We start from the raw sequence: 20,275 nt of genomic DNA, 5'->3' as shown, positions 1-20,275 counted from the left end.
AGCTTGCCCTATGAGCCGCCCGGCCGCTCCGAAGGCGAATACCGGAGCGCAGCTGCGCGAAGGTTGCCCTATGAGCACGGCGGGCGCCCCGGCGAATGCAACCGCTGTGGAGGACATGGTCTTCCTGAAGCTGGTGCGGGTCGTCAACCTGACGGCGCGGCCCTTCCAGCAGCGGGTCGGCCGCGCCCACCAGCTCACGCTCAACGAGTGGCGCACGATGGCCGTGCTCGGCAGTCGCCCGGGCCTCACCGCCACGCAGCTCGCCGACCTGACCGGGCTCGACAAGATGGCGGTGAGCCGGGCCCTCGCGGGCTTGCAGCGCGCCAGGCGCCTGCATCGCCACGAAGATCCGACCGACCAGCGCCGCAGCCGGCTCTACCTGAGCAGCGCCGGCAAGGCGGTGTACGCGGCGGTCGCAGTGCAGGCGCGCCAGCGCGAGGCCGAACTGTTCGCCGGCGTCGCGCCCGAGGCGCTGCAGCAGCTCAACGCCACGCTCGACAAACTGATCGCGTCCGTCCGCTGCCGGGCCGCCCCAAGGCGGACTGCAGCCCCCTCGGGGGGCGGCGACCACACGCAGTGAGGGAGCGTGGGGGCCCAGGCCGGCGCCGGGCCGCTCCAAGGCGGCCTGCGGCCCCCTCGGGGGGCAGCGACCACACGCAGTGAGGGAGCGTGGGGGCCAGGCCGGCGCCGGGCCGCCCCAAGGCGGCCTGCGGCCCCCTCGGGGGGCGGCGACCACACGCAGTGAGGGAGCGTGGGGGCCCAGGCCGGCGCCGGGCCGCCCCAAGGCGGCCTGCGGCCCCCTCGGGGGGCAGCGACCACACGCAGTGAGGGAGCGTGGGGGCCAGTCCAGCCCGCACGGGGTTTCCACCTGCGACGCCGGGGCCGCTTAACCGGTACAAACAGCCCATGACCCTCTCCACCTCTCTTCCGCGCCGAGCCGTCCTGGCGCTGGCCACGACCACCGCCCTCACCCTCCTGGCCGGCCCCGCCGCCGCCCAGGCCACCACTTGGCCGACCAAACCGGTGCGCATCGTGGTGCCCTTCGCGCCGGGCGGCACCACGGACATCCTCGCGCGCGCCATCGCGCCCGAACTGTCGAAGGCCTTCGGCCAGCAGTTCATCGTCGACAACCGGGCCGGTGCCGGGGGCAACGTCGGCGCCGAGATCGTGGCCAGGGCGCCGAACGACGGCTACACCCTGCTGATGGGCACGGTCGGCACGCACGGCATCAACCGGGCGCTCTATCCCAAGCTGCCCTACGACCCGATCAAGGACTTCGCACCGATCACGCTGGTGGCGGCGGTGCCCAACGTGATGGAGATGAACGTCGACAAGGCCCGCGCGCTCGGCATCAACAGCGTCGCCGACTTCGTGAAGTACGCCAAGGCCAACCCCGGCAAGCTCAACATGGCCTCGAGCGGCAGTGGCACCTCGATCCATCTGGCGGGCGAGCTCTTCAAGAGCATGACCGGCAGCTACATGACCCACATCCCCTATCGCGGCTCGGGCCCGGCGCTGATGGACATGGTGGGCGGCAATGCCGACGTGATGTTCGACAACCTGCCGTCCTCGATGCAGCAGATCAAGGGTGGCAAGCTCAAGGCGCTGGCCGTGACCAGTTCGCAGCGTTCGCCCGCCCTGCCCGACGTGCCGACCGTCGAGGAAGCCGGCGGCCCCGCACTCAAGGGCTACGAGGCCAGCTCGTGGTTCGGCCTGCTGGCCCCGGCCGGCACCTCGCCGGAGATCGTCAACCGCATCCAGCAGGAAGTGGCCAAGGCCCTGGCCACGCCGGCCGTGAAGGAAAAGCTGGTCGCCCAGGGCGCCATCCCCAGCGGGAATTCACCCGCCGACTTCGCCAAGCTGATCGATTCCGAACACGCCAAGTGGGCAAAGGTCGTCAAGGCCTCCGGGGCGAAAGTGGACTGACCCCCAGGTTGCCCGGCACTTCGTGTCCGGGCGCCCACCCCCTTCCAGGGGGCGCAGTCAGCGGCCCGGCGAAGCCGGTTCCGCGACTGCCCACGAACAGGCGTGCGCTTCGCGCCGCCGCAGGACAAGCACCGCCTCCTTGTCTTTCACGGCCGGCGCAGCCAGGCCCGTTGGTGAAACACCGCGAAACCGGCTTCGCCGGGCCGCTGGTGTTGCCCCCGGTAGGGGGTGGGCGGGCTACACGAAGTGAGCCCAACCTGGGGGCGAGCTCAAGTGCTCCAGACGACGTCCTTGCCGTCGGCCAGCGAGTCCTTGAGCATGTGCAGAAGCGGTACGGCTCGCTGGTGCAGGCCGATGTGCTGCTTCTCGGCTTCGTTGTCGTGGCCCTCGACCGCATAGTCGTCGGCATTGTGGACATTGCGGCTCTCGCGCGCCACGGCCGCCTCGAGCGCCGAAATGGCGGCCGGCATCTGTGCTCCCGTGATGACGCCCTCGTGCGCCGGCGCCTTGCCGATGATTTCGAGCAACTGGCGCGCGTGGATTTCGAGCATCACGAAAGGGGGGGTGGCTCGCGATTGGAATCGATACAGCATGGTGCCTCTCTCATTTGTAGATGTGGTCGCGAACGAAAGGGTACTCCGATTGCGCGCCACGCAGCGCGCGCGCCTCGACCCGGCCGTCCGGACGGGTCGACAGCATCTGGTGCAGCGAGATCCAGCCCTGTTCGAAGCACATCGCCGAGCCGGCCAGGTAGAGCCGGTAGGCGCGCAGGATGCGCTCGGCGTTCTCCGCCTGGCGGCCGCCGCCCCGCTGGAGCACTTCGCGCGCCTCGCCGAGCCGCGCCTCGAGGGCGTCGGACCAGGCCCACAGCGTGCGCGCATAGTGCGGCCGCAGGTTCTCGGTATCGACCATCTCCAGCCCCGCAGCCGCGGTCTCGCGCAGCACGTGGGTCACGTGCAGCAATTCGCCACCCGGGAAGATGTACTTCTCGATGAAGTCGCCCATGCCGGCGCCGAGCTGCCGGTAGTCGAGCTGGCCCGAGGTGATGCCGTGGTTCATCACCAGGCCGCCGGGCGCCAGCAGCGAATGGAGCTTGCGAAAGTAGGTCCCCATGTTGGCGCTGCCGACGTGCTCGAACATGCCGACCGACGAGATCTTGTCGAAGGGCCTGGCACTGTCGAGCTGGCGGTAGTCGCGCAGCTCGACCCGCACCCGGCCCTGCAGCCCCTTCTCCTCGATCAGGTGCTGCACGTGGGCATGCTGGTTCTTCGACAGCGTGATGCCGGTGGCGTCCACGCCGTAGTGTTCGGCCGCCCACATCAGCAGCGCGCCCCAGCCCGAGCCGATGTCCAGGTAGCGCTCGCCCGGCTTCAGCATCAGCTTGCGGCAGATGTGGTCGAGCTTGGCCTCCTGGGCCTGCGACAGCGTCATGTCGGCGCTGCGGAAATAGGCGCACGAATAGACCCGCCGCGGATCGAGCCACAAGGCGTAGAAATCGTCGGAGACGTCGTAGTGGAACTCGATCTGGGCCGCATCCTTGCCCAGGGAATGCGAGCCGCGTGACTTGGCGCGGCGCTGCAGGCGGCTCCACCAGCTGGTGTTGGTCTCGGCCGGATTGCCGGGCAGCAGGCCGACCGCGGCATCGATCAGGTCGCGCATGGCGCCCTCGATCTGGATGCGGCCCTCGACGTAGGACTCGCCGATGGAGCCGATCTGGCGCCCCGCCAGCTTGGTCAGCTCGGACCAGTCCTTGAAGGCCAGGGTGACACGGGCCCCGGCCTTGGCCACCTGCCGGCCATCGGGGAGTTGCAGCGCGATGGGAACGGACAGCGAGGAAAGCTGGGACTCGATCTTCGGTATCAGGCTTTGCATACAGAACATTCTTGCCAGCGAAAAGAGGCTCGTCAACCGGTCGGGCCGGGAACCTCGGGCTTTCCATGGTTGACACGAGATCGTTTATGCCTAAACTATTTATCCATGAATAGCTTCACTCCGAATCTTCGCCGCGTGCTGTGCATCGGCGGCGGCCCCGCTGGGCTCTACTTCGCGCTTCTGATGAAGGCCCGGCAGCCTTCGCTGGAGGTCACGGTGATCGAGCGCAACCGCCCGTTCGACACTTTCGGCTGGGGGGTGGTGCTGAGCGACCAGACGCTGGCCAACCTCGCCGCCGCCGACGCCCCCACCGCGGCGCTGATCGGCCGCGAGTTCCATCACTGGGACGACATCCAGGTCTTCTTCAAGGGCCGGCAGGTGCGTTCGGGCGGCCACGGCTTCTGCGGCATCGGGCGCAAGCGGCTGCTCAACATCCTGCAGGAGCGCTGCCTCGAGCTCGGCGTCGAGCTGGTGTTCGAGACCGACGCCACCGACGACCAGGCGCTGGCGGCGCAGTACAAGGCCGACCTCGTGATCGCCAGCGACGGCCTCAACAGCCGCATCCGCCAGCGCTACGCCGAGGTCTACCAGCCCGACATCGACCTGCGCCAGTGCCGCTTCGTCTGGCTCGGCACCCACCAGACCTTCGACGCCTTCACCTTCGCCTTCGAGCAGACCGAGCACGGCTGGTTCCAGGCCCACGCCTACCAGTTCGACGACAAGACCTCGACCTTCATCGTCGAGACGCCCGAGGCCGTGTGGCAGGCCCACGGACTCGACAAGATGGAGCAGCCCGAAGCCATCGCCTTCTGCGAGAAGCTGTTCGCCAAGTACCTGGGCGGCCATACGCTGATCAGCAACGCCACGCACCTGCGCGGCTCGGCCAACTGGATCCGCTTCCCGCGCGTGGTCTGCAAGCACTGGACGCACCGCGTCGAGGTCGAGGGCAAGACGGTGCCGGTGGTGCTGATGGGCGACGCCGCCCACACGGCGCACTTCTCGATCGGCTCGGGCACCAAGCTGGCGCTCGAGGACGCGATCGACCTGGCGAACGAATTCGAAAGCGGCGGCGACATCGGCCCGGTGCTCGAGGCCTACGAGGCCCGCCGCAGCGTCGAGGTGCTGAAGATCCAGAACGCGGCGCGCAACTCCACCGAGTGGTTCGAGAACGTGCCGCGCTACACCGGCATGGAGATCGAGCAGTTCGCCTATTCGCTGCTCACGCGATCGCAGCGCATCAGCCACGAGAACCTGCGCCTGCGCGACACGCAATGGCTGGACGGCTACGAGCAGTGGCTGTCGGGCCAGGGAGGGGGTGGGCGCATGCTGGCCGAAGGCAGCGCCGCCAGGCAACTGCCGATGCTGTTGCCGCTCAAGGTCCGCGGGCTCGAGCTCAAGAACCGCATCCTGGTGTCGTCGATGGCGACCTACAGCGCGGTCGACGGCGTGCCGCAGGATTTCCTGCTGGTGCACCTGGGCGCGCGCGCGCTCGGCGGCGCCGCGATGGTGATGGTCGAGATGACCAGCCCGACGCCCGAGGGCCGAATCTCGCCGGCCTGCACCGGGCTCTACAACGACGCCCAGCAGGCGGCCTTCCAGCGCATCGCCGATTTCGTCCACGCGCAGTCGAGCGCCAAGATCGGCATGCAGCTCGGCCACAGCGGCCCCAAGGGGTCGACCCGCGTCGGCTGGGAAGGCTCCGACGAGCCGCTCGAGGACGGCAACTGGCCGCTGCTGGCGCCGAGCGCGCTGGCGTATGGCGAGCAGAACCAGCTGCCCGCGGCGATGACCCGCGCGCAGATGGACCTGATGCGCGACCAGTTCGTCGCCTCCACCCGCCGCGCCGCCGAGATCGGCTTCGACTGGCTCGAGCTGCACTGCGCCCACGGCTACCTGCTGTCGGCCTTCCTGAGCCCGCTGACCAACCTGCGCACCGACGACTACGGCGGCAGCATCGAGAACCGCCTGCGCTACCCGCTGGAGGTGTTCCGCGCCATGCGCGCCGCCTGGCCGGCCGAGCGCCCGATGAGCGTGCGGATCTCGGCCCACGACTGGGCGCCGGGCGGCAACACCGACGCCGACGCGGTCGTGATGGCACGCGCCTTCAAGGAGGCCGGCTGCGACTTCATCGACGTCTCCTCGGGCCAGACCACGCGCGCCGCCAGGCCGGTGTACGGCCGCATGTACCAGACGCCCTTCGCCGACCGGATCCGCAACGAGGTCGGCATCTCGACCATCGCGGTGGGCGCCATCACCGACGCCGACCAGGCCAACAGCATCATTGCGGCCGGCCGTGCCGACCTCTGCGCGATCGCCCGGCCGCACCTGGCCGATCCGGCCTGGACGCTGCACGAGGCCGCCAAGCTGCAGAACCGCGACGTCGACTGGCCCAAGCAGTACCTGAGCGGCCGCGACCAGATGTACCGTGAAATCGCCAAACAGCAGCAGCTGGCGGCGGCGCTGGCGGCTGCTCCGCGCGCCGCCGAAGAGGAACACTGACATGAAATGCCCCCGCGCTCATCACTTCGTGTATCGCTGCCCCCCGAGGGGGCGCTCAGTGCTCTTCGGGCGGCCGGGCGGGCACTGCATGAAAAGCCCCCACGCTCATCACTTCGTGTATCGCTGCCCCCCGAGGGGGCGCTCAGTGCCCTTCGGGCGGCCGGGCGGACACTGCATGAAAAGCCCCCACGCTCATCACTTCGTGTATCGCTGCCCCCCGAGGGGGCGCTCAGTGCCCTTCGGGCGGCCGGGCGGGCACTGACATGGACCTCGAAGCCCGCGCCCACAGCGAACACCCGGACGAGCTCCGGCTCTGGCTGCGCCTGCTGACCTGCACCCAGCTGATCGAGAAGCAGGTGCGCAACGAGCTGCGCGAGCAATTCGCCACCACGCTGCCGCGCTTCGACCTGATGTCGCAGCTCGAGCGCGCGCCCGAAGGTCTCAAGATGAACGAGCTGTCGCGCCGCATGATGGTCACGGGCGGCAACGTCACCGGCATCACCGACCAGCTGGTCACCGAAGGACTGGTCGAGCGCGTCGACGTCGCCGGCGACCGCCGCGCCTGGCGCGTGCGACTCACGGCACGCGGCCGCAAGCTGTTCAACGAGATGGCGCAACAGCACGAAGCCTGGATCTGCGACGCCTTCGCGTCGTTGACCCCGAAGGAAATCAACCAGCTCCACAAGCTGCTCGGCAAGGTCAAGCAGCATTCGCATCAACAAATGGCGGAGGTCCTATGAAGCACTACATCGGCGCGGCGAGTCCCATGCGCGCGCAGTTCGAACCCAAGGCCGGCTACCAGGCCGAGCATTTCTCGTGGGCCTTCGAGGCCGGCGTCGGCACCGTGACGCTGAACCGCCCCGAGCGCAAGAACCCGCTGACCTTCGACTCCTACGCCGAGTTGCGCGACTTGTTCCGGGCGCTGAACTTCGCCACCGACGTCAAGGCGATCGTGGTCACCGGCGCGGGCGGCAACTTCTGCTCCGGCGGCGACGTGCACGAGATCATCGGCCCGCTGACGCAGATGAAGATGCCCGAACTGCTCGAATTCACGCGCATGACCGGCGACCTCGTCAAGGCCATCCGCCATTGCCCGCAGCCGATCGTCGGCGCCATCGACGGCGTCTGTGCCGGTGCCGGCGCCATGATCGCGCTGGCCTGCGACCTGCGCTACGGCTCGCCCGCCACCCGCACCGCCTTCCTGTTCACGCGGGTCGGACTGGCCGGCGCCGACATGGGCGCCTGCGCGCTGCTGCCGCGCATGATCGGCCAGGGCCGCGCTTCCGAACTGTTGTTCACCGGCCGCGCCATGACCGCCCAGGAAGGCCATGCGTGGGGTTTCTTCAACGCGCTGCACGAGAGCGACGCCCTGCTCGGCGCCGCGACGGCGGTCGCCCGCGACTTGGCCGAAGGCCCGAATTTCGCCCACGGCATGACCAAGACCATGCTGTCGCAGGAGTGGTCGATGACCATCGACCAGGCGATCGAGTCCGAGGCCCAGGCCCAGGCGATCTGCATGCAGACCGGCGACTTCCGACGCGCCTATGAGGCCTTCGCCGCCAGGCGCAAGCCCGCCTTCCAGGGAGACTGAGCGCATGGCCGCCTCCGCTGTAGATCCCTCGACGGCGCATCTCGCGCTGCCCTTCTTCGACGAGGCGCACCGCGCCCTCGCGCGCGCGCTGCTGCCCTGGGCCGCAGCGCAATCGGTGGACGAGCGCGACGACCGCGCCGCCTGCCGCGACTGGGTGCGGCGCCTCGGCGACGGCGGCTGGCTGCGCTACTGCGTGCCGGCCAGTTCCGGCGGCGCGCTCGAACGCCTCGACTCGCGCGCCCTGGTGCTGTTGCGCGAAACGCTGGCCTTCCACTCGCCGCTGGCCGATTTCGCCTTTGCGATGCAGGGACTGGGGAGCGGCGCCATCACGCTCGCCGGCACGGGCGCGCAGCACGCCGACTACCTCGCCCCGGTGGGCCGCGGCGACAAGATCGCGGCCTTCGCGCTGAGCGAGCCCGAGGCCGGCTCCGACGTCGGCGCGATGGCGATGCGCGCCGAGCCCAGCGCCGACGGCTGGCGCCTCACCGGCGAGAAGACCTGGATCAGCAACGGCGGCATCGCCGATTTCTATTGCGTCTTCGCCAAGACCGACCCGGGCGCCGGCTCGCGGGGCATCACAGCCTTCATCGTCGATGCGAAGACGCCGGGGCTCGACACCTCCGCGCACATCGAGGTCATGGCGCCGCATCCGCTGGCCACCCTGCGCTTCGACGGCTGCACGGTGCCGCGCACGGCCCAGCTCGGCGAGCTCAACGGCGGCTTCAAGCTGGCGATGCGCACGCTCGACATCTTCCGCGCCTCGGTGGCCGGCGCCGCGCTCGGCATGGCCCGCCGCGCCCTGTCCGAAGCCGTCCAGCATGCGCAGAAACGCAAGATGTTCGGCCAGACCCTGGCCGACTTCCAGCTCACGCAGGCCAAGCTCGGCGAGATGGCGGCGCTGATCGACAGCGCGGCGCTACTGACCTATCGCGCGGCCTGGATGCGCGACGACAGCGAAGCCCGCGGCGCGCCCGCGGCCGGCGACCTGACGGCCGCCGCCGCGATGGCGAAGATGTGCGCCACCGAAAACGCCAGCCGCGTGATCGACATGGCGCTGCAGATGCACGGGGGCCTCGGCGTCAGGGTCGGCACCAAGGTCGAGAGCCTCTACCGCGACATCCGCTCGCTGCGCATCTACGAAGGCGCGACCGAGGTCCAGCAGTTGATCATCGGCAAGGCCGTTCTGCGTTCGACGCCGGGCCGCCCCAAGGCGGACGACGCCCCCTCGGGGGGCAGCGACGACGCGCAGCGCGGCGCCCCAGGGCAGAAGGCGAACAAATGACGTACAGCGCGCAAACCGACCGTTTCGTGCACGACCGCCTGCCGCCGGCGGATCAATTGCCGATCTTCCGCTACGACCTGCCCGAGCTGCAGTTGCCCGACCGTCTGAACCTGGTCGAGGAACTGCTCGACAAGGCGGCCGCCAAGGGCTTCGCCGACCGGCCGATGCTGCGCTCGCCGGGCCGCACGCTCAGCTATGCCGAGGCGGCGGTCGAGGTCAACCGCATCGCGCAGGTGCTGACCGAGGACCTGCACCTGGTGCCGGGCAACCGGGTGCTGCTGCGCGGCGGCAATTCGATCGCCATGGCGCTGGCCTGGCTGGCCGTGGTCAAGGCCGGCCTGATCGCGGTCGCCACCATGCCGCTGCTGCGGGCCAAGGAGCTCGGCGAGATCATCGACAAGGCCCAACCCACGGTCGCGCTGTGCGAAGGCAAGCTGCTCGAGGAACTGGAGGCCGCGCAGCAGGCCCATCCGGTGCTGCGCACCATCGTCGCCTTCAACCGGCTCGACGCACCCGATTCTCTGACCACCCGAGCGGCCGCGAAGAGCGGTGTCTTCCAGGCCTGTCCGACCGCGGCCGACGACATCGCGCTGCTGGCTTTCACCTCGGGCACCACCGGCAAGCCCAAGGCGCCGGTCACCACGCACCGCGACGTGCTGGCGATGTGCCAGACCTGGCCGCGCCACGTGCTCAAGGCGCGCAGCGACGACATCGTGATCGGCTCGCCGCCGCTGGCCTTCACCTTCGGGCTGGGCGGGCTGCTGGTGTTCCCGATGTGGGCCGGTGCCTCGGTGTATTTCCACGACAAGCCCTACACGCCCGAGACGATGGTGCAGGTCATCCGGGAGGTCGGCGCCACCATCTGCTACACGGCGCCCACCTTCTATCGCCAGATGGCGGCCTTCGCCAAGGCGGCCGGCGTGCCGAGCCTGCGCATCAGCGTGAGCGCCGGCGAGGCACTGCCCGACGCCACGCGCCAGCTCTGGAAGCAGGCCACCGGCCTCGAGATGCTCGACGGCATCGGCGGCACCGAGGTCTTCCATATCTACATCTCGGCCGCCGGCGACGAAGTGCGTCGCGGCGCTGTGGGCAAGGCAGTGCCGGGCTTCACCGCGAAGATCGTCGACGACCAAGGCAAGGAGGTGCCGCGCGGCACGGTCGGCAAGCTGGCGATCCTCGGGCCGGTCGGCTGCCGCTACCTCGACGACCCGAGGCAGGCCGACTACGTGCGCAACGGTTGGAACTACCCCGGCGATGCCTTCGTGGAGGACGAGGACGGCTACTTCTTCTACCAGTCGCGCGCCGACGACATGATCGTCACGGCCGGCTACAACGTCGGCGGTCCGGAGGTGGAAGATGCGCTGCTCAAGCACCCGGCGGTGGCCGAGTGCGGCGTCATCGGCAAGCCCGACGACGAGCGCGGCATGATCGTCAAGGCCTTCTGCGTGCTCAAGGCCGGGCACACCGGCGATGCCGCCATGACCAAGGCGCTGCAGGACCACGTGAAGTCGACCATCGCCCCCTACAAATACCCGCGCGAGATCGTGTTCGTGGCCCAGCTGCCGCGTACCGAGACCGGAAAACTCCAGAGATTCAAATTGAGGCACATGACATGATCAAGCACCTGCAACCCCCAGGCTGGCTGCCGCCCAAGGGCTATGCGAACGGCATCGCCGCCCGCGGCACCCAGGTATTCGTCGGCGGCCAGATCGGCTGGAATTCGCAGCAGCAATTCGAATCGGACGACTTCATCGAACAGGCGGGGCTGGCCCTGCGCAACATCGTCGAGGTGCTGCGCGAAGCCGGCGCCGGTCCGCAGCACATGGTGCGCATGACCTGGTACATCACCGACCGCGACGAGTACAACCGCCGTCTTGGCGAGCTGGGCCCGGTGTATCGCGAGGCCATGGGACGCAACTTTCCGGCGATGACCTGCGTCCAGGTGGCGGCACTGGTCGAGGCCCGCGCCAAGATCGAGATCGAGGTCACGGCGGTCGTGCCCGACTGAAATCGAGGCCGGCCCTGGAAATTCCGGGACCGGCCAGGGAGCGAGAAGAATCCGGAATCAAGGAATTCCGGGCACAAAAAAGCCCACTTGGCAGTGGGCTTTTTTGCTTCGTCGACAACCTGAAAAGGTTGTCGGGAATTTGGTTGCGCGAGCAAGATTTGAACTTGCGACCTTTGGGTTATGAGCCCAACGAGCTACCAGGCTGCTCCATCGCGCGGCAAGATCGAATTATATACTATTCTTCCGCGTTTTGCTCGTCTGCAGCAACTTCCGTCACATCGGGACGGTCGACCAGTTCGACCAGCGCCATCGGCGCGTTGTCGCCCACGCGGAAACCCATTTTCAGGATGCGCGTGTAGCCGCCCGGACGTGCCTGGTAGCGGGGCCCCAGTTCGCCGAACAGCTTGACGACGCTGTCGCGGTCACGCAGGCGGTCGAATGCGAGGCGCTTGTTGGCAACCGTCGGCTTCTTGGCCAGCGTGATCATCGGTTCGATGACGCGGCGCAGTTCCTTGGCCTTGGGGACCGTGGTCTTGATGGCCTCGTGCTCGATGAGCGAGTTCATCATGTTCTGCAGCATCGCGAGGCGGTGCGAGCTGGTGCGGTTGAGTTTGCGGAGTCCGTGTCCGTGACGCATGGTGTGTTTTCCTTTACCTTTTAAATTCGTCCAGCCGTATCAGGTACTGAACGTTCACCCAAAACAGAAGTGCAAGGCCGCCGAAGGAGGCCTTGTGATCCTCAATTATCTCTTGTCGAGGCCGGCCGGCGGCCAGCTTTCGAGCTTCATGCCCAAGGTCAGGCCGCGCGAGGCGAGCACTTCCTTGATTTCGTTGAGCGACTTGCGACCCAGGTTCGGGGTCTTGAGCAGCTCGTTCTCGGTGCGCTGGATCAGGTCGCCGATGTAGTAGATGTTCTCGGCCTTCAGGCAGTTGGCCGAACGCACCGTGAGTTCGAGCTCGTCGACCGGACGCAGCAGGATCGGGTCGAACTGCTGGGCGCTGCGCGGTGCCGGGGCGTCGAACGCAGCGAGTTCGCCGCCTTCGAGCTGGGCGAACACAGCCAGTTGTTCGACCAGGATCTTGGCCGAAGCGCGGACCGCGTCTTCGGCGGTGATCGCACCGTTGGTCTCGATCTCGACCAGCAGCTTGTCGAGGTCGGTGCGCTGTTCGACACGGGCGCTCTCGACCGTGTAGCTCACGCGCTTGACCGGCGAGAACGAAGCGTCGAGCACGATCCGGCCGATCGACTTGGTCGGCTCGTCGGCGTAGCGGCGCATCGTGCCGGGCACGTAGCCGCGGCCCTTCTCGACCTTGATTTGCATGTCGAGCTTGCCGCCTTGCGACAGGTGGGCGATCACGTGGTCCGGGTTGATGATCTCGACGTCGTGCGGCGTCTGGATGTCCGAAGCGGTGACCGGGCCTTCGCCGTCCTTGCGCAGGCTCAGCGTGACTTCATCGCGGTTGTGGAGTTTGAACACCACGCCCTTGAGGTTCAACAGGATGTTGACGACGTCTTCCTGCACGCCATCGATCGACGAGTACTCGTGCAGCACGCCGGCGATCGTGACTTCGGTGGCCGAATAGCCGACCATCGACGACAGCAGGACGCGGCGCAGTGCATTGCCGAGCGTGTGGCCGTAGCCGCGCTCGAACGGTTCGAGCGTGACCTTCGCCTTGTTGGGCGCGAGTTGCTCGACCTGGATGGTCTTGGGTTTCAGCAGGGTTGTTTGCATGCAGGACTTCCTCTCAATACCCCCGGCTCGTTACACCGGTAAGGCTGGTGAAGCGCCCGGCGGGATTGCATCCCGGCGGGAACAAAAAATCAAAAGTACGGGCCGCGTCAGCGGCACGTTATCGCCTTACCTTGAATACAGTTCGACGATCAGCGATTCGTTGATGTCGGCGCCGAATTCGTCGCGGTCGGGGACCTTCTTGAAGGTGCCTTCAGCCTTGTCAGCGTTGACTTCGACCCACGCCGGCATGCCCACCTGGGCGGCCAGTTGCAGCGCTTCGGCCACGCGGGTCTGCTTCTTCGACTTGTCGCGGACAGCAATCACGTCGCCGGTCTTGACCAGGTACGACGGGATGTTGACCGACTGGCCGTTCACCGTGATCGCCTTGTGCGACACCAACTGGCGTGCTTCGGCGCGCGTCGAGCCGAAGCCCATGCGATAGACCACGTTGTCCAGGCGCGCTTCGAGGATGAACAGCAGGTTGGCGCCGGTATTGCCGCGGCGGCGATCGGCTTCCTCGAAGTAGCGGCGGAACTGCTTCTCGAGCACGCCGTACATGCGCTTGACCTTCTGCTTTTCACGCAGCTGCAGGCCGAAGTCGGAGGTGCGCTGACCCGAGGTGCGACCGTGCTGGCCGGGCTTGGAGTCGAACTTCGACTTGTCCTGGATCGAGCGGCGGGCGCTCTTCAGGAACAGGTCGGTGCCTTCGCGGCGGGAGAGTTTGGCCTTGGGGCCGAGGTAGCGTGCCACTTGATCTTCCTTCTATGTCATCTGCCGCAGGGATGCTGCGGGAGCCATCAGCGGCGTGCCGATGGCGGTGGGCTTGTTGAAAAACAAAAAATGCGCAGCCGCTGTGAAGCGGGCTGCGCCGAGCGTTGTCGCCTTAGATGCGACGGCGCTTTTGCGGACGGCAGCCGTTGTGCGGCACCGGGGTCACGTCGGCAATGGAATTGATCCGGATGCCGAGCGCAGCCAGGGCGCGCACCGACGATTCGCGACCGGGGCCGGGGCCTTTGATCTCGACGTCGAGGTTCTTGATGCCTTGCTCGACCGCGGCGCGGCCGGCGACTTCGGAAGCGACCTGCGCAGCGAACGGCGTCGACTTGCGCGAGCCCTTGAAGCCCTGACCACCCGACGACGCCCACGACAGAGCGTTGCCCTGGCGGTCGGTGATCGTGATGATCGTGTTGTTGAACGAGGCGTGCACGTGGGCGATGCCGTCGGCAACGTTCTTGCGAACCTTCTTGCGAACGCGCTGTGCCGCGTTATTGGCAGGAGCTTTAGCCATGGGGGTCTATCCTTATTTCTTCAGGGACTGCGCGGCCTTGCGCGGACCCTTGCGGGTGCGGGCATTGGTACGCGTACGCTGGCCGCGCATCGGCAGGCCGCGACGGTGGCGGAAGCCGCGGTAGCAGCCGATGTCCATCAAGCGCTTGATGTTCATCGTCGTTTCGCGACGCAGGTCACCTTCGATGGTGAAGAGAGCGATCTGGTCGCGGATCTTCTCGAGATCGGCGTCGGTCAGATCCTTGATCTTCTTCGCATAGTCGATGCCGCTCGCTTCGCAGATCTTGCGTGCGCGAGTGCGACCGATGCCGAAAATGGCGGTCAGGCCGATTTCAGCGTGCTTGTGCGGCGGAATGTTGATGCCAGCAATACGTGCCATGTGCGTCCTCTAAATCTCTAACAATCAACCCTGGCGCTGCTTGTGGCGCGGGTCGGTACAGATCACACGCACCACACCCTTGCGGCGGATGATCTTGCAATTACGGCAGATGGTTTTGACCGAAGCCGAAACTCTCATTTCATTCTCCTAAAACTCTTGTTCAACTCGGCGAACCATTCGCCTGAAAATTCGTTGCGTTCAAAGACCCGTGGCTACGACGTCTTGAAGTTGGCTTTCTTCAGCAGCGACTCGTACTGCTGCGACATCATGTAGTTCTGCACCTGGGCCATGAAGTCCATCGTCACGACCACGATGATCAGCAAGGACGTGCCACCGAAATAGAAGGGCACGTTGTACTTGAGGATCAGGAACTCCGGCAGCAGGCAGACGAAGGTGATGTACACCGCGCCGGCCAACGTCAGGCGAACCAGGATCTTGTCGATGTAGCGCGCGGTCTGGTCACCCGGGCGAATGCCGGGAATGAACGCACCGCTCTTCTTCAGGTTGTCGGCCGTTTCGCGGCTGTTGAAAACCAGCGCCGTGTAGAAGAAGCAGAAGAACACGATCGCGGCGGCGTACAGCAGCACGTAGATCGGTTGCCCCGGTTGCAGGGCGCTCGCGATGTCCTTGATCCAGCGCATGCTTTCGCCGGTGCTGAACCAGCCCACCACCGTGGTCGGCAGCAGGATGATCGACGAGGCGAAGATCGGCGGAATCACGCCGGCCATGTTCAGCTTCAGGGGCAAGTGCGACGACTGACCGCCGTAGACCTTGTTGCCGACCTGTCGCCGCGCATAGTTCACGAGGATCTTGCGCTGGCCGCGTTCGACGAACACCACGAAGTAGGTCACCAGCACGACCACCGCGATGATGAACAGCGCGATGATCGGGTTCATCGCTCCCGTGGACACCAGCGATGCCAGGCCGCCGATGGCGTTCGGCAGGCCGGCCGCGATGCCCGCGAAGATCAGGATCGAGATCCCATTGCCGAGACCGCGCTCGGTGATCTGCTCGCCGAGCCACATCAGGAACATCGAGCCGGCCGTGAGGCTGACCATGGCCGTGATGCGGAAGCCGAAGCCGGGCGAAATCACCAGGCCGGCCGAGGATTCGAGCGCGACCGCGATGCTGAAGGACTGGAACAGCGCCAGTGCCAGGGCACCGTAGCGGGTGTACTGCGTGATCTTGCGACGACCGGCCTCGCCTTCCTTCTTCAGTTGCTCGAAGGTTGGCACCACGTAAGTCATCAGTTGCATGATGATCGACGCGGAGATGTACGGCATGATGCCCAACGCGAACACGGTGAAGCGCGACAGCGCCCCGCCCGAGAACATGTTGAACAGGCTCAAGATACCGCCCTGCTGACCTTGGAACAGCTGCGCCAGTTGGTCCGGGTTGATGCCCGGCACCGGAATGTGGGCTCCGATGCGATAGACCACGAGCGCGAGCAGCAAAAAGACCAGCCGGCGACGCAGGTCGCCGAACTTGCCTGTTTTTGCGAGCGTTGCCGCGTTGGTTGCCACGAAGAGCTTCTTTCAGTCCGGGTGGTTAGGCGACGCTGCCGCCGGCGGCTTCGATCGCTGCCTTGGCGCCTGCGGTCGCACCGATGCCCGTCAGCTTGACGGCCTTGGTCAGCTCGCCGGTCTTGATGACCTTGACGACCTTGGCGATCTGGCCCACGAGGCCGGCTTGCTTCAGCGCCAGCAGGTCCACTTCGGCCAGGCCGAGCTGCTCGAGGGCGCCCAGCGTGACTTCCGCGTTGTACTTGAGCGATTGCGACTTGAAGCCACGCTTCGGCAGGCGACGCTGCAGCGGCATCTGACCGCCTTCGAAGCCCACCTTGTGGAAACCGCCCGCACGCGACTTCTGACCCTTGTGACCGCGACCTGCGGTCTTGCCGATGCCCGAGCCGATGCCGCGACCGACACGGCGCTTTGCATGCTTGGCGCCGTCGGCCGGCTTGATGCCATTGAGTTCCATATGCGTCTCTCTCGGTGGCTCTGCTTAGAGCACTTTGACCAGATAACTGATCTTGTTGATCATGCCGCGCACTGCGGGCGTGTCCTGCAGCTCGCTCACGCTGTTGAGCTTGCGCAGGCCCAGGCCGCGCACGGTGGCGCGATGCGATTCCTTGGTGCCGATCGGGCTCTTGACCAATTGCACCTTGACGGTTTGTTGTTGCGTCGTCATGTTGCTGCTCCTCAGGCGAAGAGTTCTTCGACGGTCAGGCCGCGCTTGGCAGCGACTTCTGACGCGGTCGTCGAATTCTTCAGGCCGTCCAGGGTGGCGCGGACCATGTTGTAGGGGTTCGACGAGCCGTGGCTCTTGGCCACGATGTCGGTGATGCCCATCACTTCGAACACGGCGCGCATCGGGCCGCCGGCGATGATGCCGGTACCCTTGGGAGCCGGGATCATGACCACCGAAGCGGCGCCGTGATGGCCCGTCACGCGGTGATGCAGCGTGCCGTTCTTGATCGAGATCTTCGCCAGGTTGCGGCGGGCTTCTTCCATCGCCTTCTGCACGGCGGCGGGCACTTCCTTGGACTTGCCCTTGCCCATGCCGACGCGGCCGTCGCCGTCACCGACCACGGTGAGTGCTGCGAAACCGAGGATACGACCACCCTTCACCACCTTGGTGACGCGGTTGATCGCGATCATCTTCTCGCGCAGACCGTCCTCGGGGCCTTCGCTCTGCGTTCTTGCCTGAATCTTTGCCATTTTGAATCTCGTGTCCGGTTAGAACTGCAGGCCGGCTTCGCGGGCCGCCTCGGCCAGCGCCTTGACGCGGCCGTGGTAGGCGAAACCTGCGCGGTCGAAGGCGACCTTCTCGACGCCGGCTGCCTTCGCCTTTTCAGCGATGCGCTTGCCGATGGCGGTGGCCGCGGCAGCGGTGGCACCCTTGCCCGAAGCGCCCAGTGCGGTGCGCATTTCGGCTTCGGCCGTCGATGCGCTGGCAATCACCTTGGAGCCGTCGTCGGAGATGACGGTGGCGTAGATGTGCAGGTTGGTGCGGTTCACCGTCAGGCGCGCCACGCCTTGCGTCGCAATGCGGATGCGGGTCTGGCGCGAGCGGCGAAGGCGCTGTGCTTTTTTGGTCAACATCATTTTGCTGCCCCTTATTTCTTCTTGGTCTCTTTGATCGTGATCTTCTCGTCCGAATAACGGATGCCCTTGCCCTTGTAGGGCTCTGGCGGACGAATAGCACGGATCTCAGCGGCGACCTGGCCGACGCGTTGGCGATCGGCACCCTTGATGATGATTTCGGTCGGGGTCGGCGTTGCCACCGTGATGCCTTGCGGCATGTCCTTGTTGACCGGGTGCGAGTAGCCGACCTGAAGGTTCAGCTTGGAACCCTGCGCGGCAGCCTTGAAGCCGACGCCGACCAGGTTGAGCTTCTTCTCGAAGCCCTTGGTCACACCGACCACCATGTTGTTCACCAGCTGGCGCAGCGTGCCGCTCATCGCATTCGCTTCGCGCGAATCGTTGGCGGGCTCGAAGCTCAGCTTGCCGTCGTTGCTGACGACCTTCACCAGGGCGTTGCGGGGCAGGTTGAGCGAACCGCCCGTGCCCTTGACGTTGATCTGGTCTTCCTTGATCGACACATCCACGCCTGCGGGGATGGCGACCGGCATTTTTCCTACTCGGGACATTTCAGTGACTCCTCGATGTCTCGGTTAGGCGACGTAGCACAGCACTTCGCCACCGACACCGGTAGCGCGCGCCTTGCGGTCGGTCATCACGCCCTTGGGGGTCGTGACGATGGCGACGCCGAGGCCGTTCTGGACTTGCGGGATGGCTTGGGCGGCCTTGTAGACGCGCAGGCCGGGGCGGCTCACACGCTCGATGCGCTCGATGACCGGGCGGCCAGCGTAGTACTTCAGCGTGATGACGAGTTCGGACTTGCCGTCCTCGGTCTTGACTTGGAAACCGTCGATGTAGCCCTCGTCCTTCAGGACCTGCGAGATCGCGATCTTCACCTTGGAAGACGGGACCGACACAGTGGGCTTCGCCACCATCTGCGCGTTACGGATACGCGTCAGCAGGTCGGCAATGGGATCACTCATGCTCATGTTGTTTGCTCCTGCCTGGCTTACCAGCTGGCCTTGGTGACACCGGGGATGTCGCCATTGAAAGCCAGTTCACGGATCTTGGCGCGGCCCAGACCGAATTGACGGAAGGTGCCACGCGGACGACCGGTGATTGCGCAACGGTTGCGCTGGCGCGTGGGGTTCGCGTTGCGCGGGAGCTTCTGCAGGCCCAGGCGGGCAGCAGCGCGCTCTTCGTCGCTCTTCTTGAAGTCGTTGGCGATCGCCTTGAGTTCGGCGTGCTTCGCGGCGTACTTGGCGACCAGGTTGTCGCGCTTGAGTTCGCGTTGGATCAAAGATGCTTTAGCCACAGGTCGCCTCAGTTCTTGAACGGGAAACGGAAGCCAGCGAGAAGCGCCTTGGCTTCTTCGTCGGTCTTGGCCGTCGTCGTGATGCTGATATTGAGACCGCGCAGGGCATCGACCTTGTCGTATTCGATCTCGGGGAAAATGATCTGCTCTTTCACGCCGATGTTGTAGTTGCCGCGGCCATCGAAGGCACGGCCCGAAATACCGCGGAAGTCACGCACGCGCGGCAGAGCCACGGTCACGAAACGATCGAGGAATTCGTACATCTGGACGCCACGCAGCGTGACCATGCAGCCGATCGGCTGGTTCTCGCGGATCTTGAAACCGGCGATGGCCTTCTTCGACTTGGTGACCACGGGCTTCTGGCCGGCGATCTTGGTCAGGTCGGCGACGGCGTTGTCGAGGACCTTCTTGTCGGCGACTGCCTCACCCACGCCCATGTTGAGCGTGATCTTGGTCAGGCGCGGAACCTGCATCGGCGAGGTGTAGCCGAACTTTTCGGTCAGGTCTTTCGCGATCTTTTCGCGATAGTGTTGTTGGAGACGTGCCATGTGAGTACTCCTTAGGCCAGCTTGATTTCTTCGCCGCTGGACTTGAAGACGCGCACGCGCTTGCCGTCCGTGACCTTGATGCCCACGCGATCGGCCTTGCCGGTCGCGGCATTGAAGATCGCCACGTTGGATTGATGAATCGGCATGGCCTTCTCGACGATGCCACCGGTCGTGCCCTTGAGAGGGTTCGGCTTGGTGTGCTTCTTGACGAGGTTGATGCCGTCGATGACCAGATGGGAGTCATCCTTGCGCAGCGACACCGTGCCGCGCTTGCCCTTGTCGCGCCCGGCCAACACGATGACCTGGTCGCCTTTGCGAATCTTGTTCATGGCGTTGTTGTCCTTAGAGAACTTCGGGTGCCAGCGACACGATCTTCATGAACTTCTCGGTGCGCAGTTCGCGCGTGACCGGTCCGAAGATGCGGGTGCCAATGGGCTCCAGCTTGGCATTGAGCAACACGGCGGCGTTGCCATCGAATTTGACGAGCGAGCCGTCGGCGCGACGGATGCCCTTGGCGGTGCGAACCACCACTGCACTGTAGATCTCGCCCTTCTTGACGCGACCGCGAGGAGCAGCTTCCTTGATGCTGACCTTGATGACGTCGCCCACGCTGGCATAACGCCGCTTGGAACCGCCGAGCACCTTGATACACAGGACGGACTTCGCGCCTGTGTTGTCGGCCACATCGAGCCGAGATTCAGTTTGGATCATGTCGTGATATTCCCAACTTGTACCGTTTGCTGGTTCGGACGA

The 20,275-nt window shown here is 65.9% G+C and carries 27 protein-coding genes and 1 tRNA gene; 8 read left to right on the top strand and 20 right to left on the bottom strand.

Annotated elements, in window-relative coordinates; all coding sequences use genetic code 11:
* The first annotated feature begins 70 nt into the window (after window positions 1-70).
* Window positions 71-580: a MarR family winged helix-turn-helix transcriptional regulator gene (locus AC1DYD_RS01085; RefSeq protein WP_478170886.1), complete on the top strand. Its 510-nt coding sequence runs from the start codon at window positions 71-73 to the stop codon at window positions 578-580.
* Window positions 581-906: 326 nt separating this feature from the next.
* The gene (locus AC1DYD_RS01080; protein ID WP_478170885.1) at window positions 907-1,926 is read left to right on the top strand and encodes a Bug family tripartite tricarboxylate transporter substrate binding protein; all 1,020 of its coding nucleotides are present in this window, start codon (window positions 907-909) and stop codon (window positions 1,924-1,926) included.
* A 269-nt stretch (window positions 1,927-2,195) separates the two neighbouring features.
* Here AC1DYD_RS01080 and AC1DYD_RS01075 read toward each other — a convergent pair whose 3' ends face one another.
* Together AC1DYD_RS01075 and AC1DYD_RS01070 are read right to left on the bottom strand one after the other, a co-directional pair.
* Window positions 2,196-2,519 carry a DUF1840 domain-containing protein gene (locus AC1DYD_RS01075; RefSeq protein WP_478170884.1) on the bottom strand — a complete coding sequence of 108 codons (324 nt, stop codon included), beginning with the start codon at window positions 2,517-2,519 and terminating at the stop codon, window positions 2,196-2,198.
* 10 nt (window positions 2,520-2,529) lie between these two features.
* Entirely contained in the window at window positions 2,530-3,798 is a 1,269-nt protein-coding gene (locus tag AC1DYD_RS01070) for a class I SAM-dependent methyltransferase (protein WP_478170883.1), read from the bottom strand.
* Window positions 3,799-3,903: 105 nt separating this feature from the next.
* Between AC1DYD_RS01070 and AC1DYD_RS01065 the strand changes: the two genes are divergently transcribed.
* The 6 genes from AC1DYD_RS01065 (at window position 3,904) to AC1DYD_RS01040 (ending at window position 11,178) form a co-directional block, all read left to right on the top strand.
* Window positions 3,904-6,297 (top strand): bifunctional salicylyl-CoA 5-hydroxylase/oxidoreductase, encoded by a 2,394-nt coding sequence (locus AC1DYD_RS01065; RefSeq protein ID WP_478170882.1) that lies wholly within the window; start codon window positions 3,904-3,906, stop codon window positions 6,295-6,297.
* A 263-nt stretch (window positions 6,298-6,560) separates the two neighbouring features.
* Window positions 6,561-7,037, top strand: coding sequence for a MarR family winged helix-turn-helix transcriptional regulator (locus AC1DYD_RS01060; protein ID WP_478170881.1), 477 nt, complete (start codon window positions 6,561-6,563; stop codon window positions 7,035-7,037).
* The gene (locus AC1DYD_RS01055; protein WP_478170880.1) at window positions 7,034-7,888 is read left to right on the top strand and encodes an enoyl-CoA hydratase family protein; all 855 of its coding nucleotides are present in this window, start codon (window positions 7,034-7,036) and stop codon (window positions 7,886-7,888) included. The genes AC1DYD_RS01060 and AC1DYD_RS01055 overlap by 4 nt, the downstream gene beginning before the upstream one ends.
* Window positions 7,889-7,892: 4 nt before the next feature.
* Complete coding sequence (locus AC1DYD_RS01050) at window positions 7,893-9,170, top strand: acyl-CoA dehydrogenase family protein (protein ID WP_478170879.1); 1,278 nt, start codon at window positions 7,893-7,895, stop codon at window positions 9,168-9,170.
* A complete protein-coding gene (locus AC1DYD_RS01045) occupies window positions 9,167-10,786 on the top strand; it encodes an AMP-binding protein (RefSeq protein WP_478170878.1) in 1,620 nt (539 codons plus the stop codon). Before AC1DYD_RS01050 ends, AC1DYD_RS01045 begins: the two co-directional genes overlap by 4 nt.
* A complete protein-coding gene (locus AC1DYD_RS01040; protein WP_478170877.1) occupies window positions 10,783-11,178 on the top strand; it encodes a RidA family protein in 396 nt (131 codons plus the stop codon). Before AC1DYD_RS01045 ends, AC1DYD_RS01040 begins: the two co-directional genes overlap by 4 nt.
* A 140-nt stretch (window positions 11,179-11,318) precedes the next feature.
* On the opposite strand, the gene AC1DYD_RS01035 is transcribed toward AC1DYD_RS01040, so the two are convergent.
* From AC1DYD_RS01035 to rplN, 18 genes are all read right to left on the bottom strand, one after another.
* Window positions 11,319-11,395: transfer RNA gene (locus AC1DYD_RS01035), tRNA-Met, on the bottom strand.
* Between the two features lie 18 nt (window positions 11,396-11,413).
* On the bottom strand, window positions 11,414-11,815 hold the full coding sequence (gene rplQ / locus AC1DYD_RS01030; protein ID WP_478170876.1) for a 50S ribosomal protein L17: 402 nt from the start codon (window positions 11,813-11,815) through the stop codon (window positions 11,414-11,416).
* A gap of 105 nt (window positions 11,816-11,920) precedes the next feature.
* Window positions 11,921-12,910 (bottom strand): DNA-directed RNA polymerase subunit alpha, encoded by a 990-nt coding sequence (locus AC1DYD_RS01025; RefSeq protein ID WP_093382585.1) that lies wholly within the window; start codon window positions 12,908-12,910, stop codon window positions 11,921-11,923.
* Between the two features lie 126 nt (window positions 12,911-13,036).
* Window positions 13,037-13,660 carry a 30S ribosomal protein S4 gene (gene rpsD / locus AC1DYD_RS01020; RefSeq protein WP_478170875.1) on the bottom strand — a complete coding sequence of 208 codons (624 nt, stop codon included), beginning with the start codon at window positions 13,658-13,660 and terminating at the stop codon, window positions 13,037-13,039.
* Window positions 13,661-13,793: 133 nt separating this feature from the next.
* Entirely contained in the window at window positions 13,794-14,198 is a 405-nt protein-coding gene (gene rpsK / locus AC1DYD_RS01015) for a 30S ribosomal protein S11 (RefSeq protein WP_009124825.1), read from the bottom strand.
* A 12-nt stretch (window positions 14,199-14,210) separates the two neighbouring features.
* Entirely contained in the window at window positions 14,211-14,576 is a 366-nt protein-coding gene (gene rpsM / locus AC1DYD_RS01010; RefSeq protein WP_286371094.1) for a 30S ribosomal protein S13, read from the bottom strand.
* A gap of 24 nt (window positions 14,577-14,600) precedes the next feature.
* A complete protein-coding gene (gene rpmJ, locus AC1DYD_RS01005; protein ID WP_038201958.1) occupies window positions 14,601-14,714 on the bottom strand; it encodes a 50S ribosomal protein L36 in 114 nt (37 codons plus the stop codon).
* Between the two features lie 74 nt (window positions 14,715-14,788).
* Window positions 14,789-16,099: a preprotein translocase subunit SecY gene (gene secY / locus AC1DYD_RS01000; RefSeq protein WP_478113432.1), complete on the bottom strand. Its 1,311-nt coding sequence runs from the start codon at window positions 16,097-16,099 to the stop codon at window positions 14,789-14,791.
* A gap of 25 nt (window positions 16,100-16,124) precedes the next feature.
* Window positions 16,125-16,556, bottom strand: coding sequence for a 50S ribosomal protein L15 (gene rplO, locus AC1DYD_RS00995; protein WP_478170874.1), 432 nt, complete (start codon window positions 16,554-16,556; stop codon window positions 16,125-16,127).
* A gap of 24 nt (window positions 16,557-16,580) precedes the next feature.
* Complete coding sequence (gene rpmD / locus AC1DYD_RS00990) at window positions 16,581-16,766, bottom strand: 50S ribosomal protein L30 (RefSeq protein WP_286606142.1); 186 nt, start codon at window positions 16,764-16,766, stop codon at window positions 16,581-16,583.
* An 11-nt stretch (window positions 16,767-16,777) separates the two neighbouring features.
* Complete coding sequence (gene rpsE / locus AC1DYD_RS00985; protein ID WP_158721731.1) at window positions 16,778-17,296, bottom strand: 30S ribosomal protein S5; 519 nt, start codon at window positions 17,294-17,296, stop codon at window positions 16,778-16,780.
* 18 nt (window positions 17,297-17,314) lie between these two features.
* Window positions 17,315-17,680 (bottom strand): 50S ribosomal protein L18, encoded by a 366-nt coding sequence (gene rplR / locus AC1DYD_RS00980; protein WP_286522277.1) that lies wholly within the window; start codon window positions 17,678-17,680, stop codon window positions 17,315-17,317.
* 14 nt (window positions 17,681-17,694) lie between these two features.
* Window positions 17,695-18,228: a 50S ribosomal protein L6 gene (gene rplF / locus AC1DYD_RS00975; RefSeq protein ID WP_478170873.1), complete on the bottom strand. Its 534-nt coding sequence runs from the start codon at window positions 18,226-18,228 to the stop codon at window positions 17,695-17,697.
* Between the two features lie 24 nt (window positions 18,229-18,252).
* Window positions 18,253-18,648, bottom strand: coding sequence for a 30S ribosomal protein S8 (rpsH, locus tag AC1DYD_RS00970; RefSeq protein ID WP_478119242.1), 396 nt, complete (start codon window positions 18,646-18,648; stop codon window positions 18,253-18,255).
* Window positions 18,649-18,668: 20 nt separating this feature from the next.
* Window positions 18,669-18,974, bottom strand: a complete 306-nt coding sequence (gene rpsN, locus AC1DYD_RS00965) for a 30S ribosomal protein S14 (RefSeq protein WP_478170872.1) — start codon at window positions 18,972-18,974, stop codon at window positions 18,669-18,671.
* An 8-nt stretch (window positions 18,975-18,982) separates the two neighbouring features.
* Window positions 18,983-19,522, bottom strand: coding sequence for a 50S ribosomal protein L5 (gene rplE, locus AC1DYD_RS00960; protein WP_286371087.1), 540 nt, complete (start codon window positions 19,520-19,522; stop codon window positions 18,983-18,985).
* Window positions 19,523-19,533: 11 nt separating this feature from the next.
* Window positions 19,534-19,851: a 50S ribosomal protein L24 gene (gene rplX, locus AC1DYD_RS00955; RefSeq protein ID WP_478119241.1), complete on the bottom strand. Its 318-nt coding sequence runs from the start codon at window positions 19,849-19,851 to the stop codon at window positions 19,534-19,536.
* Between the two features lie 13 nt (window positions 19,852-19,864).
* Window positions 19,865-20,233 carry a 50S ribosomal protein L14 gene (gene rplN, locus AC1DYD_RS00950; protein WP_068674584.1) on the bottom strand — a complete coding sequence of 123 codons (369 nt, stop codon included), beginning with the start codon at window positions 20,231-20,233 and terminating at the stop codon, window positions 19,865-19,867.
* Between the last annotated feature and the right edge of the window lie 42 nt (window positions 20,234-20,275).

It is taken from the genome of Variovorax sp. P4_B11 (assembly GCF_056402355.1).
Note: the sequence above shows the minus strand (reverse complement) of the source record. Positions and strands in the feature narration are given on the sequence as shown.